The organism is Metapseudomonas boanensis (assembly GCF_018704125.1).
Classification (GTDB): domain Bacteria; phylum Pseudomonadota; class Gammaproteobacteria; order Pseudomonadales; family Pseudomonadaceae; genus Metapseudomonas; species Metapseudomonas boanensis.
The window spans coordinates 14,326-28,800 of the sequence record NZ_JAGTIS010000025.1 but is presented as its reverse complement, the minus strand read 5'-3'; the positions used below and the strand labels follow the sequence as shown (position 1 = coordinate 28,800).

At 62.9% G+C, this 14,475-nt stretch carries 14 protein-coding genes; 3 read left to right on the top strand and 11 right to left on the bottom strand.

Features of this window, described 5'->3' with window-relative positions; all coding sequences use genetic code 11:
• Positions 1-122 precede the first annotated feature (122 nt).
• On the bottom strand, positions 123-1,190 hold the full coding sequence (locus J7302_RS24840) for a fatty acid desaturase (protein ID WP_215381121.1): 1,068 nt from the start codon (positions 1,188-1,190) through the stop codon (positions 123-125).
• A 100-nt stretch (positions 1,191-1,290) separates the two neighbouring features.
• Between J7302_RS24840 and J7302_RS24835 the strand changes: the two genes are divergently transcribed.
• On the top strand, positions 1,291-2,301 hold the full coding sequence (locus J7302_RS24835; RefSeq protein ID WP_215381119.1) for an AraC family transcriptional regulator: 1,011 nt from the start codon (positions 1,291-1,293) through the stop codon (positions 2,299-2,301).
• A 238-nt stretch (positions 2,302-2,539) separates the two neighbouring features.
• On the opposite strand, the gene J7302_RS24830 is transcribed toward J7302_RS24835, so the two are convergent.
• On the bottom strand, positions 2,540-3,238 hold the full coding sequence (locus J7302_RS24830) for a Crp/Fnr family transcriptional regulator (protein WP_215381117.1): 699 nt from the start codon (positions 3,236-3,238) through the stop codon (positions 2,540-2,542).
• Between the two features lie 84 nt (positions 3,239-3,322).
• Here J7302_RS24830 and J7302_RS24825 point away from each other — a divergent pair, with 84 nt between their 5' ends.
• Positions 3,323-3,847, top strand: a complete 525-nt coding sequence (locus J7302_RS24825; RefSeq protein WP_215381115.1) for an Mpo1 family 2-hydroxy fatty acid dioxygenase — start codon at positions 3,323-3,325, stop codon at positions 3,845-3,847.
• 140 nt (positions 3,848-3,987) lie between these two features.
• Here J7302_RS24825 and J7302_RS24820 read toward each other — a convergent pair whose 3' ends face one another.
• The 7 genes from J7302_RS24820 to dibA form a co-directional block, all read right to left on the bottom strand.
• On the bottom strand, positions 3,988-4,746 hold the full coding sequence (locus tag J7302_RS24820; RefSeq protein WP_251702258.1) for a hypothetical protein: 759 nt from the start codon (positions 4,744-4,746) through the stop codon (positions 3,988-3,990).
• Between the two features lie 167 nt (positions 4,747-4,913).
• Positions 4,914-5,906, bottom strand: a complete 993-nt coding sequence (locus J7302_RS24815) for a sulfate/molybdate ABC transporter ATP-binding protein (protein ID WP_215381113.1) — start codon at positions 5,904-5,906, stop codon at positions 4,914-4,916.
• A 3-nt stretch (positions 5,907-5,909) separates the two neighbouring features.
• On the bottom strand, positions 5,910-6,782 hold the full coding sequence (cysW, locus tag J7302_RS24810) for a sulfate ABC transporter permease subunit CysW (RefSeq protein WP_215381111.1): 873 nt from the start codon (positions 6,780-6,782) through the stop codon (positions 5,910-5,912).
• Positions 6,783-6,792: 10 nt separating this feature from the next.
• Positions 6,793-7,611 (bottom strand): sulfate ABC transporter permease subunit CysT, encoded by an 819-nt coding sequence (gene cysT, locus J7302_RS24805; RefSeq protein WP_215381109.1) that lies wholly within the window; start codon positions 7,609-7,611, stop codon positions 6,793-6,795.
• A 204-nt stretch (positions 7,612-7,815) separates the two neighbouring features.
• Positions 7,816-8,811 (bottom strand): sulfate ABC transporter substrate-binding protein, encoded by a 996-nt coding sequence (locus J7302_RS24800; RefSeq protein ID WP_215381106.1) that lies wholly within the window; start codon positions 8,809-8,811, stop codon positions 7,816-7,818.
• Between the two features lie 123 nt (positions 8,812-8,934).
• Positions 8,935-9,117: a sulfur starvation response protein OscA gene (gene oscA, locus J7302_RS24795; RefSeq protein ID WP_215381103.1), complete on the bottom strand. Its 183-nt coding sequence runs from the start codon at positions 9,115-9,117 to the stop codon at positions 8,935-8,937.
• Between the two features lie 140 nt (positions 9,118-9,257).
• Positions 9,258-11,162: a phosphodiesterase DibA gene (dibA, locus tag J7302_RS24790; protein WP_215381101.1), complete on the bottom strand. Its 1,905-nt coding sequence runs from the start codon at positions 11,160-11,162 to the stop codon at positions 9,258-9,260.
• A 170-nt stretch (positions 11,163-11,332) separates the two neighbouring features.
• Here dibA and desA point away from each other — a divergent pair, with 170 nt between their 5' ends.
• Positions 11,333-12,517: a delta-9 fatty acid desaturase DesA gene (desA, locus tag J7302_RS24785; RefSeq protein WP_215381099.1), complete on the top strand. Its 1,185-nt coding sequence runs from the start codon at positions 11,333-11,335 to the stop codon at positions 12,515-12,517.
• A gap of 188 nt (positions 12,518-12,705) precedes the next feature.
• On the opposite strand, the gene J7302_RS24780 is transcribed toward desA, so the two are convergent.
• Both J7302_RS24780 and J7302_RS24775 read right to left on the bottom strand, forming a co-directional pair.
• Positions 12,706-14,037, bottom strand: a complete 1,332-nt coding sequence (locus tag J7302_RS24780; protein ID WP_215381097.1) for an OprD family porin — start codon at positions 14,035-14,037, stop codon at positions 12,706-12,708.
• Positions 14,038-14,233: 196 nt separating this feature from the next.
• A complete protein-coding gene (locus tag J7302_RS24775; protein ID WP_215381095.1) occupies positions 14,234-14,440 on the bottom strand; it encodes a hypothetical protein in 207 nt (68 codons plus the stop codon).
• Positions 14,441-14,475: the final 35 nt, after the last annotated feature.

Sequence of the window (14,475 nt, the reverse complement as noted above, 5' to 3'; positions counted from 1 at the left end):
AGGCTGTTGAAAAACCACCTGCGTTGCCGATAGGGCATTGAAAACGGGCTCAGAATACTCATTTACAGCTTGTAAACTCCGCTTCTTCGGCCGTTTGCCTCGCCTACTTTTTCATCAAACTGCTAGACGGCCTGTACCTTTTCCGCCGTCGTCCGCTCCTGCGCGTGCCAGCGGTTGGCGCGGGCGAAGGTGCCGAAGTCGTTGAAGCGCACCCCCATCTCGCGCATCACCTTGTGCGCCACTGGCGCGGTCATTTGACGGATGTAGAAGGGCTCCTTCACCACGAAATGGTGAATGGCGTGGGTGCTGCCGAAGTTGAAGCAGAACGCCTGCAGCGGCCACATCCACCAGGGGTTGAGGACCTGGGTCTGCTGGATCACGTTGCCCGGCTCGACGTCGCCGTAATAGTGCATGTTGGAGCTGACGAAGTGCAGGCAGAAGGTGCGCAGCACGTTGGGGCCGACCAGCACCACCACTGCGATGTCGACGATCCCCATAGCCTCCAGCGTGGCGCCCGACCAGCTGATCGGTGCACCCAGGGCACTGGCCAGTGCGTCCGCGGCATGGAAACCGAGGAAGACGTACCAGGTGCTCCAGTTGAGCAGGGCCAGGGGCGCGTAGACCTTGAGCGTGCGCAACAGGATGCTTCTCTTGTGGATCCAGCTCTGGGCTCGCAGCATGCGGATCAGCGACGACATCACGTTGTCGCCTACCATCAGCAAGCGCGCGATGCCCCAGGGTTCGCCGTTGGTGATGGCGCGCTCCTCCATGTCGGTCTCGGTGCCCGACACTTTGTGGTGGTTGAGGTGCAGGTGACGGCGGATCCAGGGGTTGATGGTGCTTGGCCGAGCCAGCCAGACCATCGCCATCATCAGGTTGTGCGCGATTCGCTGCTTGCGGAAGTACATGCTGTGGATAAGGTCATGCTCCAGCTCGTGGGTCAGCGAGGCGAAGAAGGCATTGAGCAGCAGGCACGCCCACCAGGCGATGACGCCTTCCAGGTAGAGCAGGGCCGAGCCGCACATGCCGACCAGGGCGACGGTGAGGATACCGGCGCCGAGCAGGTCCTGATGCTTGAGGATCGGGTAACGCTTGCGCAGTTCGACGCCGTGGGCCATCACCACTTCACGAATATGCGCGGATCGCTGTTGGTCATTGACGAGCTGGGGGCTTGCGGTCGGGCGGGACATGCTTCCATCCTCTTGTTGGCGATGGGCCTACTCTGCCGTCGCAGGCCCGGGCCGCGCCCGACCGAGCACGCCAACCTGTTGACCGGAAACGCCAACCTGCATGAGCGCCGAACCTACCACCCTCGCCAGTTGGACCCGCGCGCTGCGCAAGCAGCTGGATGCGCTCGGCCTTGACAGCGCGGCCCTCTGCCGTCAGGCGCACCTCGACCCGGCGCTGATGGACGACCCCAACGCGCGCTATCCGCTGTCGGCCACCACCCGTCTTTGGGAGCTGGCCGTGGCGGCCAGCGCTGACCCGGCGCTGGGTCTGAAGGTTTCCTCCTACGTCAGCCCCACAACCTTCCATGCTCTGGGTTATGCGCTGGTCGCCAGTTCGAGCCTGCGCGAGGTGTTCGAACGCATCGCGCGCTATCACCAGGTGGTCAGCGACGCGCTGGAGTTGGAGCTCTGCCGGCAAGACGACCGCTATGCGTTCCGTCTGCGGGTTCCCGACGACGGACCGGAGCCGGCGCCTGAGGCGCTGGATGCGTTCGCTGCCATCTACGTGCGCACCTGCCGCAATCGGCTGGGGCGTGACTATGCGCCGCTGGCCGTCTACTTGCGCAGGCCGTGTCCGGCCGATCCACAACCCTGGCACCTGGTGTTTCGCGCGCCACTGCATTTCGGTGCCGAGGAAAACCGCCTGGAATTCGCCATTGCTGACTTCGAGCAAGCCCTGGACGACGCCAACCCCGAGCTGGCCGAACACAACGAAGCGGTGCTCAAGCGCGCCCTCGAGCAATTGCAGCAACCCACCTGGTCGCGCCGGGTGCGTGCCTGCCTTGAAGCGCAGCTGCCCAATGGCGAGCCTTCCGCCGAGCGCATCGCGCAGTCCCTCCACCTCAGTCTGCGCAGCCTGCAACGGCACCTGGCGGACGAAGGCTGCAGCTATGAACAACTGCTCGGTGATACGCGCCAGAATCTCGCGCTGGTGCACATGCGTGATCCGCGCTGTTCCATCAGCGAGATCGCCTACCTGCTCGGCTTTGCCGATGCCAGCAGCTTCAGCCGCGCGTTCAAGCGCTGGACCGGGCAGAGCCCGAGCCAGTATCGCGGAAGTCTGCCCCGTTGAACCTGGGTGGGTTCAAGCCCACGCCAGGGGCCTGATCTTTGTGGGTGCGAATTCATTCGCAACGGGCAGCGCAGCAGTCCCGCTTGACCACGCAGGGCAGGCCTTAGGCCTGCTTCGCAAATGAATTCGTCCCCACGATAGGGGCTTAGCCAGGGTGGGGCAGGCGGCGCTCTGCTGAGCGAAGCGATAGCCTCGGGCGAGATTGATGGGTATCGCTGCGCCGACCCATTCTACGAATCTACGGTCTCCGAGCCGCGTGGCGCAGGCGTTCGAGGTCGAGGATTTCGATTTCTCCGTAGGTCAGGCGCAGCACGCCTTGGGCCTCCAGTTCCTTGAGGATCTGGTTGGTCGTCTGCCGCGACACCGCCAGCATCAGCGCCAGCTGCTCCTGAGCGAGCTGGATCACTCGCCGTCGCTCGGCCGTTTCGCCGTAGCCTTCGGCGATCATCAACAGACGCCGTGCCAAGCGCTGCGAGGCCGGTAGCAGGCTCATCTCTTCCAGGGCGATGAAGGCCAGACGCAGCTTCTGGCTCATCAGCAGGGCGAAATCTCGCCAGTACCTGGGCTCGCGCTGCAGCAATGCCAGCAGTGCTGCCTGGGGTACGTTGAGCAGCGTCGTCGCCGTCTCGGCAAAGGCGTCGTGGGTGCGCGGGAGTCCGTCGAAGAGGGAGATCTCACCGAACCAGGACGGTGTCTCCATCATCATCAACAGCGCTTCCTTGCCGCTTTCGCTGGTGCCGCCCACGCGGACCGTGCCATCCAGCACGGCGTACAGGCCGCAAGGCGGGTCGCCCCGGCGAAAGAGCCGCTGGCCCGGCGCCAGTGGGCGCAACTGTGCCAGGGCGAGCAATTCGTCCTGCAGGTTGCAGGGCAGGTTGCTGAACCAGTGGCCCGCGAGCAGTTGGGTGCGATAGGGCTGGAGATCGGTCGAGGCCATGGGCTTTGTCGGCTACCTGACAGAAGTGGTCCGGGGGCTGAGGCCATTATCGACGCCACAGCGTGCCACCGGAGGACTACAACAATGAAAACGCTCATCGACCATCTTGGCCAATATGCCGAATATCACCGCGACCGTCGCAATATCGCCAGCCATTTCATTGGCATCCCGCTCATCGTGGTCGCTGTGGCGGTGTTGCTGTCGCGCCCGGGTTTCGAGGTGCTCGGCCTATGGCTGTCGCCCGCTGCATTCGTGGCTCTGGCATCGGCACTGTTCTACCTACGACTGGATCGGCGGTTCGGCCTGGTCATGGCTGCGTTGCTCGGGCTTAGTCTGTGGGCGGGTGCGGCGCTGGCAGTTCAAGGCGCCGGCACCTGGCTCGGCGCCGGCCTGGGAATGTTCGTGGTGGGCTGGGTGATCCAGTTCGTCGGCCATTACTACGAAGGGCGCAAGCCGGCATTCGTCGATGACCTGATGGGTCTGGTCGTCGGGCCGCTGTTCGTGGTGGCGGAACTGGCGTTCATGCTGGGTCTGCGCAAAGAGGTGGAGCGTGCGGTGGAAGAGCGGGCGGGGCCGACCCGCATTCGGACGAACAAGGCTGCATTTTGACTGCCGACACCCCTCACCCCCGGCCCTTCTCCCGGGGGGAGAGGGGAGTTGGTCCGCGCCGAGGTTGATGGCTGTGCTCAGCCGCATTCCGAGTCACCAGCCACTTGTGAGGTGTCATGCGCGAGTCACCTCTCTCCTCTTCAGGGAGAGGAGCTGGGAGAGAGGGCGCCCAACGCCAGCAACTGGCCGCTCATCGATCGTGCATGGCGGTCCACCATGATCGGTGCGTAGGGGCGGCCCGACGTGCTGACCAGGGCGTTGCTCTGGCTGTTGAGGTCGCGCAGCGCCGCCCTCAGGAAACTCCAGCGTGTCTTCAGCTTGGCCACCGCCGGGTCGACCTTGCCGTCGAGCGGCTGCAGTTGTGCATCGATGGCCGGTAGCAGCGTCCGCTCGTCCTGACCGATGTAGGTGTCGGAGTTCTCGCGGGCGATCTCGAAGGTGCCGATATAGGCTCGGCTGAGGTACTGCACGGCGAGGTACTCGACCTTGGCGGGCAACTCGGCCCGTGCCGCGTCGCTGGACTGGGTGCGCGCGGCGATGAGGTAGTCACGCAGCGCCTTGCTCAGTTCCTGGGGGTAACGCCAGGGCACGTCCTCTTCCTTGTGGCCGAAGGAAACACCTCGCTGCAACTGGGTAACGAGTAGCTCGTGCGATTGGCGTAACCGGTCGCTGGGTTCGGCGATGCGCCGGTAGGCAACATCCAGCGACTTGAGATCCGCCTCCAGACGAGCCGAATGACCCTGTTGAAATCCTTCGCCACGAAAGAGCAGCAGGCTGCTGGTGGCACGGCAGGCGTGTATCTGCACCAGCTCCAGCGGCCCGATTGCCTCGGCCAGGGCCGAAGCGAAGCTGCCGCAAAGCCAGAGGGCGAAGCCGAACAGCAATCGGCCTATAGACATACGAATCATCTCGGGTGCTCCTGTTGTTTTTGTTGTGAGCAATCGCTGAGGTGCAGTCGGGCGCCATAGATGGGCCCCCGACAAGCGTAAAGCGCCGGAGCCTGGAGACCATTACCCGAAAGAGTGATTTGTGCGTACGTCGAGGTTTAGGCACTCTACGGACCTCGTCAGAACCCCACCGTTGGCTGCTGCCACGCCTTGGGCTTGAAGTACAGCGTCTCGCCGCGCACCAGGCCGGTCAGGCTGTCGTGGTCTTTCACCACCTCGGCCTCGATCAGTTCGTCCTGGCCCTGTACCTTCAGCGTCACCCGGGTGATGGCGCCCAGTGGGCGGATGTCGCGCACTTCCGCTTCGCGGTGGTCTTCCACTTCCTGGCGCGACAGCGAGACCTCGTGCGGACGGAACAGCATGTGCTGGTCGTCGCCCAGATGCAGGCGGTTGGAGTCGCCGAGGAAGTGGTAGACGAAGTCGCTCGCCGGCTTTTCGTACACCTCGCCCGGCGCACCGATCTGCTCGATCACGCCTTTGTTCATCACCACGATGCGATCGGCCACCTCCATGGCTTCTTCCTGGTCGTGGGTGACGAACACCGAGGTCAGGTTGATCTCTTCGTGTAGGCGCGCCAGCCAGCGGCGCAGCTCCTTGCGCACCTTGGCGTCGAGGGCGCCGAAGGGCTCGTCGAGCAGCAGGATCTTCGGCTCCACCGCCAGGGCGCGGGCCAGGGCGATGCGCTGGCGCTGGCCACCGGAGAGTTGCTCCGGGTAGCGGTCGGCGAGCCAGTCGAGCTGCACCATGCTCAGCAGTTCGTGGACTTTCTCGGCGATCTGCTTCTCGCTCGGGCGCTCGCGCTTGGGTTTCATGCGCAGGCCGAAGGCGACGTTGTCGAACACCGTCATGTGGCGGAACAGCGCGTAGTGCTGGAACACGAAGCCGACGTTGCGATCGCGCACATCGTGCTGCGAAACATCCTCGCCGTGGAACACGATGCTGCCCACGTCCGGGGTTTCCAGGCCGGCGATGATCCGCAACAGGGTGGTCTTGCCGCAGCCCGACGGGCCGAGCAGCGCCACCAGTTCGCCGCTGTGGATATCCAGGTTGATCTCGTTCAGTGCCTTGAAGGCATTGAAGTTCTTGCTGACGTTACGGATTTCGATCGACATGAATTATTCCTCCGCGTCGCTGTGACGTAGGCGGGAAAGACGGGCTTCGCTCCACTGCTTGAGCAGCAGGATGAACAGCGCCAGTACCAGCAGCAGGCTGGCAACGCTGAAGGCGGCGACGTGGTTGTACTCGTTGTAGAGAATCTCGACGTGCAGTGGCAGGGTGTTGGTGACGCCTCGGATATGGCCCGAAACCACCGACACCGCACCGAACTCACCCATGGCTCGCGCGGTGCAGAGCACCACGCCGTAGATCAGGCCCCATTTGATGTTCGGCAGGGTCACGTGCCAGAACATCTGCCAGCCGCTTGCACCCAGCAGTCTCGCGGCTTCTTCTTCCTGGGTGCCCTGTTCTTGCATCAGCGGAATCAGTTCGCGGGCGACGAAGGGGAAGGTGACGAACAGGGTGGCCAGGACAATGCCGGGCACGGCGAAGACGATCTGGATGTCGCGCTCCTGCAGCCAGGAGCCAAAATAGCCCTGGGCGCCAAACAGCAGCACGTAGATCAGACCGGCGATCACCGGGGACACCGAGAAGGGCAGGTCGATCAGCGTGACCAGCAGGCTCTTGCCGCGGAACTCGTACTTGCTCACGCACCAGGCGGCGGCCACGCCGAACACCACGTTGAGCGGTACCGAGATGAACACGGCGAGCAACGTCAGCTCCAACGCGGCGAGGGCATCTGGCTCGAAGATGGCGGTGAAGAAGGTGCCCAGGCCTTGCTTGAGCGCCTCGCTCAGCACCACCAGCAGCGGCAGCAGGAGAAACAGGGCGAAGGCCAGCCAGGCGCCGGCGATCAGAATACGGCGACCCCAGGCGTTGCCCCGGCGGGCGGCGTTGGCGGAGGACGCAGTGGTTAGCGTTGCAGAACTCATGGCGCGCTCCTCAGGGGGTCTCGATGCGGCGTTGCAGCAGGTTGATCAAGAGCAGCAGGACGAAGGAGACCACCAGCATCAGCACGCCGATTGCGGTGGCGCCGGTGTAGTCGTACTGGTCGAGCTTGACCATGATCAGCAGCGGCAGGATTTCGGTCTTCATCGGCATGTTGCCGGCGATGAAAATCACCGAGCCGTACTCGCCAACGCCACGGGCGAAGGCCAGCGCGAAACCGGTCAGCCAGGCTGGCAGCAGGGCCGGCAGCAGCACGTGGCGAAACACCTGGAGTGGCTTGGCGCCGAGGCAGGCAGCGGCTTCTTCCACTTCACGCGGGATATCGGCCAGCACCGGCTGCACCGTGCGCACCACAAAAGGCAGGGTTACGAAGGTCAGTGCCAAGGTGATACCGAGCGGGGTGTAGGCGATCTTGAAGCCGATGTCGGTGGCGAACTGGCCTACCAGGCCGGCCGGTGCGTAGAGCGCGGTCAGGGCGATCCCCGCCACCGCGGTCGGCAGGGCGAAAGGCAGGTCGACCATGGCGTCGATGACCTTGCGACCGAAGAAGTCATAGCGCACCAGGACCCAGGCGAGCAGGGTGCCGATGATGCCGTTGAGCACGGCGGCGGCCAGGGCAGTGCCGAAACTGAGCTTGAGGGCAGCGATCACGCGGGGCGCGCTGATGATGCTCCAGAACTGTTCCCAGGTCAGCTCGGTGGTCTTGAGAAACAAGGCCCCCAGGGGAATCAGGACCAGCAAGCTGAGGTACACCAGGGTGTACCCCAGGGTCAGCCCGAAGCCGGGTATGACCGGTGAGATGCGTCGTGACATGTTCTGTCCTTACTTTGCGTTGGAACGCTTGGTTGCTCTGGAGCCAGCCCCGTCGAGCCGCTTCCAGCAAACAGGCCCGATCCGTGGATCAGGCCTGGTCAACTCCTTCCCTGGAGTCCGTAGGATGGGTTGAGCGGAGCGATACCCATCAAGTCCGCCCGATGGGTATTGCAGGCTCAACCCATCCTACTGGTGGGGTGGCGATCATTGCGCCTGGTAGATCTGGTCGAAGATCCCGCCATCGTTGAAGAACTTGGGTTGGGCGTCCTTCCAGCCGTTGAAGTCCTTGTCCACGGTCACCAGGTCGAGTTTCGGAAACTGCTTGGCGTATTCGGCCGCGACTTTTTCGTTACGTGGGCGGTAGAAGTTCTTCGCCGCAATGCGCTGACCTTCCTCGCTGTACAGGTACTGCAGGTAGGCTTCGGCGACCTTTCGGGTGCCCTTCTTGTCGACGTTCTTGTCCACCACCGATACCGGCGGCTCGGCGAGGATCGACAGGCTTGGCGCGACGATCTCGAAGTTCTCGCCGCCCTGTTCCTTCAGGGCCAGGAAGGCTTCGTTCTCCCAGGCCAGCAGCACGTCGCCGATCTGGTTGTTGACGAAGGTGATGGTCGAACCGCGGGCGCCGGTGTCGAGAACCGGCACATGCTGGTACAGCGCCTTCACGTATTCCTGGGCCTTGGCTTCGCTACCGTACTCTTTCTTCGCCCAGGCCCAGGCGGCCAGGAAATTCCAGCGGGCGCCGCCTGAGGTCTTCGGGTTCGGGGTGATGACTTCTACGCCAGCTTTGGTCAGGTCGCCCCAGTCTTTGATGCCCTTGGGGTTGCCCTTGCGGACCAGGAATACGATGGTCGAGGTGTAGGGCGTACTGTTCTGCGGCAGGCGGGCCTGCCAGTTTTCCGGGATCAGCTTGCCGAGTTTCTGCAGTTCGTCGATGTCGCCGGCCAGCGCCAGGGTCACCACGTCGGCCTTCAGACCATCGATCACGGCGCGGGCCTGTTTGCCGGAGCCGCCGTGGGATTGCTGGACTTTCACGTCTTCGCCACCCTGGGCTTTCCAGTGCTTGGCGAAGGCAGCGTTGTATTCCTGGTAAAGCTCACGGGTCGGGTCGTAGGACACATTGAGCAGTTCGGTGGCGGCGGCCGGGCCGGCGATCAGGGCGCTGGCGAGGGCGGCGAGGGCGAAGCGGCGAATCGACATTATCTAGCTCCTGGAATCTGGACTTGTTCAGTGTTGGCTGGGGCTGGTTGTTCTTCGCAGGCGCGGTTGGCGCGAGCTGCTCGTCGATACGCCCTCCGGAGGTCCGGTCGGGTCGTCAGGAAATCAGTTGTTGCGGGTTGCAGGGGGCTGCAGACGGAATTTCTCTTTGCGTTCGATCTGCACTACCTGGCCGTTGTGCACGGTGATCTCCACCGAGCCGAAACGCAGGCCATTCAGGGCGCTCTGGATTTCTCGCAGGACGCTGGCTTCGTCCTGGCCTTCCAGGCTACGGAGGGTTGCGCTCATGGTCGTGCTCCTTGAGAGGGGCCCGCGGCGTAGGGCGTGAGGAGTTCCGCGTGGCTGAGCGCATCTTAAGCAGGCAAGTAATATTCTTAAAAAGACTATTTAAGAATTTTTATATAACCAAATATCTATGTCTGTCAGGGTCAGGCTTTGGGCCAGTTGCGCTCGATGTCCTCGGGCGGCAGGGGGCGGCTGAACAGGTAACCCTGGCCGTAGTCGCAGCCGATCTGCTGCAGGAAGTCCAGCTGCTGCGGGGTCTCGATGCCTTCGGCGAGCACCACGAGGCCGAGGTTGTGGCCCAGCGCATTGACGGCTCGGGCGATGGCTGCGTCGTCCTTGTCGGCAGGCAAGCCGCGAACGAAGCTCTGGTCTATCTTCAGCTTCTGCACGGGCAGACGCTTGAGGCGCTGCAGCGACGAATAGCCCGTGCCGAAGTCGTCGATGGCCAGGCGAACGCCCAGTTCACGCAGGCGCTCGAGCAGTTCGCGGGCGCTATCCGGGTCGGCCATCACGGCGCTTTCGGTAATTTCCAGTTCCAGATGCGCTGGCGCCAGGCCGGTATCGGCCAGTACGCGGGCGATCTCCTGACTCAGGCCTGCCCGGCTGAACAGTCGGCATGACAGGTTGACTGCGACGAACGCCAGCTCGCGGCCCTGCCCAAGCCAGGTCTGCATCTGCCGGCAGGTCTGTTCCAGCACCCAGAGATCGATGCTGGCGATGAGTCCGGTTTCCTCTGCAATCGGCAGGAACTCGCCGGGCGGAACCAGTCCGCGCTCCGGGTGCAGCCAGCGCACCAGGGCCTCGAAGCCGATCAGGCGGTTGTCGGTCAGGCGCTGGATCGGCTGGTAGTGCACGCGCAGCTCGCCCTGCTCCAGGGCATGTCGCAGTGCGGCGACCATCTCCACGCGCTGGCGCGCCTGGTTGGTCAGCTCCAGGCTATAGAAGGCGAAGGTCTCGCGGCCGTTGCTCTTGGCCTTGAACAACGCCGAGTCGGCGTTGCGCATGATCTGCTCGACGTTCTCGGCGTCGGTCGGGAACAGGCTGATGCCCAGGCTGGCGCTGATGAACAACTCGTGGTCTTCGATCCGGAAAGGCTGTCGCAGGGCGGAAAGGACGCGCTGGGCAAGGTCGGCGGCCTGGTCCGCGCTTGGGCAGTCTTCCCAGATCACGCCGAATTCGTCGCCGCCCAGTCGGGCCAGGGTCATGCCACCTTCCAGCAGCCCCTGCAGGCGCAGGCCGGCCTCCTTGAGCAGTTGGTCGCCGCGAGAATGGCCAAAGCTTTCGTTGACGTGCTTGAAGTGGTCCAGATCCATGAGCAGCACGGCGCCGGGCCGATCTTCCCGAGTCGACCGCTCCAGTGCATGCTCGACGCGCTCGGTAAAGAGCAGGCGGTTCGGCAGGTTCGTCAGGGGGTCATGGTGGGCCAGGAAGTCGAGTTCGTGCTGCGAGCGCTTGATCGCACTGATGTCGGAGAAGACGGCAACGTAGTGTGTCAGCTCACCATCTTCATCGAAGATGGAACGGATGTTCTGCCAAAGCGGGTAAACCTCGCCGTTCTTGCGACGATTCCAGACCTCGCCACTCCACTCATTACGGTGGTGCAGTGCACTCCACATCGCCTGGTAGAAATCCAGCCCATGGCGTCCGGAGCTGAACATGCGCGGATTGCGCTCCATGACCTCTGCCTCGGTATAGCCGGTAATACGGGCAAAAGCGCGATTGACGTGGACGATCTCGCTCTGGGCGTTGGTGACCAGCACCCCCTCCAGGGTGCTGTCGAACACGGCAGCGGCCTGGCGCAGGCTGCTTTCCTGGGTGCGGCGGGTCTGCAGGTATTCGCGCAGGCGGCGTAGGTGCAGGCACAGCAGCAGGTAGAGCATCAGGCTGGTGACGAGGACGAAGCCCAGTCCCTTGAACGTCTGTAGCTCGGCGAGCTCGCGCACGCCAATGTCAAGCGCCATGAGGGCATGGTCGCTGAACAGCACCCAGAGGCTGGCAATCATGAAATAGGGCAGCACCAGTTTCAGGGCGCTGAACTTGGAACGCATGGACGTGCCTTCCTGGCTCGGGTGATGGGGCGGGGCGCGCATTATAGAGCAACTGCTGGCTATTTGATTTCTATCTAAAAGACAGGATGGTTTTCTTGTGGGCCTTGGTGATAATGCAAACAAGTTTGTCCGACAAACTGTGTTTTCTTACTACCGAGGCAATACCATCCATGTGGTACAACGGTTTTCTCGATCTGTCGCCGTGGCAACTGGTGGCGGTCACTCTCGTGCTGACCCATATCACCATCGTCAGCGTTACCGTCTATCTGCACCGCTATTCCGCGCACCGTTCTCTGGAGCTGCATCCGGCGCTCAAGCATTTTTTCCGCTTCTGGCTGTGGATGACCACCGCCATGAATACCCGCGAGTGGACCGCCATCCACCGCAAGCACCACGCCAAGTGCGAAACCGCCGACGACCCGCACAGCCCGGTGGTCAAGGGGGTGTGGACCGTCCTGCGCAAGGGAGCCGAGCTGTACCAGATCGAGGCGAAGAACGAAGAGACCCTGCGCATCTATGGCAAGAACTGCCCGGATGACTGGATGGAGCGCAATGTCTACGCGCGCTTCCCCATTGCAGGCGTGACGCTGATGGCGCTCATCGATATCGCTTTGTTCGGGGCGCTCGGCCTGACCGTCTGGGCCGTGCAGATGGTCTGGATTCCGCTCTGGGCCGCCGGCGTCGTCAATGGCTTGGGCCATGCCATCGGCTACCGCAACTTCGAATGCCGCGACGCGGCCACCAACCTGGTGCCCTGGGGCATCCTCATCGGTGGTGAGGAACTGCACAACAACCACCATACCTACCCGAACTCCGCCAAGCTGTCCGTCAAGAGGTGGGAGTTCGACATGGGCTGGGCCTGGATCAAACTGTTCAGCCTGTTCGGCCTGGCCAAGGTGCAGCGTGTGGCGCCCATCGCCCACCGCGTGGAAGGCAAGGGCAACCTGGACATGGACACCGCCATGGCCATCCTTAACAACCGCTTCCAGATCATGGCGCAGTACCGCAAGCTGGTGATCGGTCCGCTGGTGAAACAGGAACTGGCCAAGGCTGACGCGTCGGTCCGTCACTCGTTCCGCCGCGCCAAGCGCCTGCTCTCCCGCGAGACCAGCCTGCTGGACGAACGCCATCAAGCGCGCATCGCCGCCATGCTGGAGCAGAGCCAGTCCCTGAAAGTGATCTACGAGAAGCGCCTGGCGCTGCAGCAGATCTGGGTGAAGACCAGCGCCAACGGCCACGACATGCTCGCTGCCATCAAGGACTGGGTGCAGGAGGCCGAGGCCAGTGGCATCCAGTCGCTGCGCGATTTCGCCGAGCAGCTCAAGACTTACTCGCTGCGCCCGGCTACCGCCTGATAACGCAGTAACCGTGAAAGAGGCCGGCAGATTTGCCGGCCTTTTTTGTTTGCGCGCGGGGGCTTCTGCTCCTTGTGGGGGCGATTTCAATCGCTAAGGGCAGCGCAGCTGCCCCGGAAATTGCAGGCCGAACCTGCGGCCCGGTCAGCGAATGAATTCGCACCCACAAGAAGGCTCCCGCACTGGCTTCAGAACACCTCGATCGGGTAGTCGACGATCAGGCGCAGTTCGTCCACGTCGTTGTCCACGGCGTTATAGCCGTTGCTACCGCGGTGGTTGGCCCAGCGGGCGCGCACGGCGAGGTCCTTGGCCGAGCCCTCCTGCACCACGTACTTGATGTCGAAGTCGCGCTCGTAGTGGCGCGCATCCTTGCCGTCGACACTGTACCAACTGCTGTAGCCGGGGCTGTTCGGGTCGACTTTGGTCAGGTCCAGCTCGCCACGCGAGTAAGCGACCATGGCACTCAAGCCGGGGACGCCAAGGCCGGCAAAGTCGTAGGCGTACTGCAGCTTCCAGGATTCCTCGTTGGGACCGTTGAAGTCGGAGTACTGCTGCGAGTTGTCCAGGTAGATGCTGTCGCCCTGGTTGATGTAGTCGAAGGGGGTGTTGCCGTTGACCTTCTGGTACACCGCCGTGACCTTGTGGTGGCCGACGCCGACCGCGAAGTGCGCGCTGTAGGTGTTGTTGTCGATGTCGCCAAGCAGCGCATCGCCGGTGTCCTGGGTTCTGTAGTAATGAATGCCTGGGTTGAGGCTGACCAGGTCGTTGAGCTGCCAGGTGTAGTCCATATCGGCGTAGTACTGGTTCCACACGTCCTGCAGTTCGGAAGCGTAGAGACTGCTGGTGAAGCCTTCGGGGCCCGTCCAGGTGCCGCCCAGCCAGCTGATGTGGTGACTCTTGCGGTCGTCAGGGAAGCTGCCGTAGGAGCTGTCGATGCGACGATGCCCGCTCTGGTTGTAGAGCTTGGTGAAACTTACCTGGCCACCTTCCAGGCGCAGGTCTTTCACGCTCTGGTTGACCAGGCTCACGCCACGGAAGGTCTGCGGCAGCATGCGCGTGGTGCCGCCTGCGATCACCGGATTGTTGATGAACTGGTCGCCGAGCTTCAGCTCGCTGTCGAAGCCTCGCAGCTTGAGCGCTGCGCCGGCGCTGGAGAACTCGTCCGGTGCCTTGCCGTACTTGAGTCCGGGCTTGGTCGGCGAGGTGGTCGGCAGAATCGAGGAGCCGCCCGTGCCGCCACCGCCATCCAGCTTCAGGCCGAGCATGCCGTAGGCGTCGATGCCCACGCCGATCGGGCCCTGGGTGTAGCCGGAACTGAACAGGCCGATGAAGCCCTGGCCCCACTCCTGGCTGTTCTGGGTCTGACTGTCGCGACGGTCACGGTTGAAGTAGTAGTTACGGGTCTGGACCGTCAGGTGCGAACCCTCGATGAAACCTTCCTGGTTAGTGGCTTCATCGGCGTGTGCTTGGGTGGCGAGTAGCGCCAGGGCGAGGGGGGTGAGCAAATGTTTGGCGTTCACGGTGTGTGCTCCTTGTGGTTATGGCAGCTCAAAGCAATGCGGCACACCTCTTTGTTGGATTGAGGCATGGCCGAAGAGCGCCTGGCGTAGTCCGCGGACAGCAAAAAAAGGCCGCTCGAGAGGAGCGGCCTGAACAGGACGTCGATTAAGGAGCTGTCACGCATCAACGTCAGGAGGTGGAGAAACGGGGGGGAACTCAGCTGTCCTGGGCGTTGCCAGCCTGCGACTGTTGTTCGGCAGCGTTCTGCTTGGCGACGGCTTCCTGGTGGGCAGCGTCGGCGGCGCGCTGCTCCAGCGCTGCATTGCGTGCAACAAAGGCGGAAGATTCTTCAGCAAGGCTCAGTTGCGAGAAAAACAGCGAAAAAGCGGCGAAAACGGCAGTAAAAATAAGGTTGCGTTGCATATCTTGACCCTCTCAGATGGTTTCTTGCGAAACAT

Excerpts from the sequence above, each read along its gene's own strand:
- J7302_RS24840 (WP_215381121.1), bottom strand. The coding sequence starts at position 1,190 with ATGTCCCGCCCGACCGCAAGCCCCCAGCTCGTCAATGACCAACAGCGA.
- J7302_RS24835 (WP_215381119.1), top strand. The coding sequence starts at position 1,291 with ATGAGCGCCGAACCTACCACCCTCGCCAGTTGGACCCGCGCGCTGCGC.
- J7302_RS24830 (WP_215381117.1), bottom strand. The coding sequence starts at position 3,238 with ATGGCCTCGACCGATCTCCAGCCCTATCGCACCCAACTGCTCGCGGGC.
- J7302_RS24825 (WP_215381115.1), top strand. The coding sequence starts at position 3,323 with ATGAAAACGCTCATCGACCATCTTGGCCAATATGCCGAATATCACCGC.
- J7302_RS24820 (WP_251702258.1), bottom strand. The coding sequence starts at position 4,746 with ATGTCTATAGGCCGATTGCTGTTCGGCTTCGCCCTCTGGCTTTGCGGC.
- J7302_RS24815 (WP_215381113.1), bottom strand. The coding sequence starts at position 5,906 with ATGTCGATCGAAATCCGTAACGTCAGCAAGAACTTCAATGCCTTCAAG.
- cysW (WP_215381111.1), bottom strand. The coding sequence starts at position 6,782 with ATGAGTTCTGCAACGCTAACCACTGCGTCCTCCGCCAACGCCGCCCGC.
- cysT (WP_215381109.1), bottom strand. The coding sequence starts at position 7,611 with ATGTCACGACGCATCTCACCGGTCATACCCGGCTTCGGGCTGACCCTG.
- J7302_RS24800 (WP_215381106.1), bottom strand. The coding sequence starts at position 8,811 with ATGTCGATTCGCCGCTTCGCCCTCGCCGCCCTCGCCAGCGCCCTGATC.
- oscA (WP_215381103.1), bottom strand. The coding sequence starts at position 9,117 with ATGAGCGCAACCCTCCGTAGCCTGGAAGGCCAGGACGAAGCCAGCGTC.
- dibA (WP_215381101.1), bottom strand. The coding sequence starts at position 11,162 with ATGCGTTCCAAGTTCAGCGCCCTGAAACTGGTGCTGCCCTATTTCATG.
- desA (WP_215381099.1), top strand. The coding sequence starts at position 11,333 with ATGTGGTACAACGGTTTTCTCGATCTGTCGCCGTGGCAACTGGTGGCG.
- J7302_RS24775 (WP_215381095.1), bottom strand. The coding sequence starts at position 14,440 with ATGCAACGCAACCTTATTTTTACTGCCGTTTTCGCCGCTTTTTCGCTG.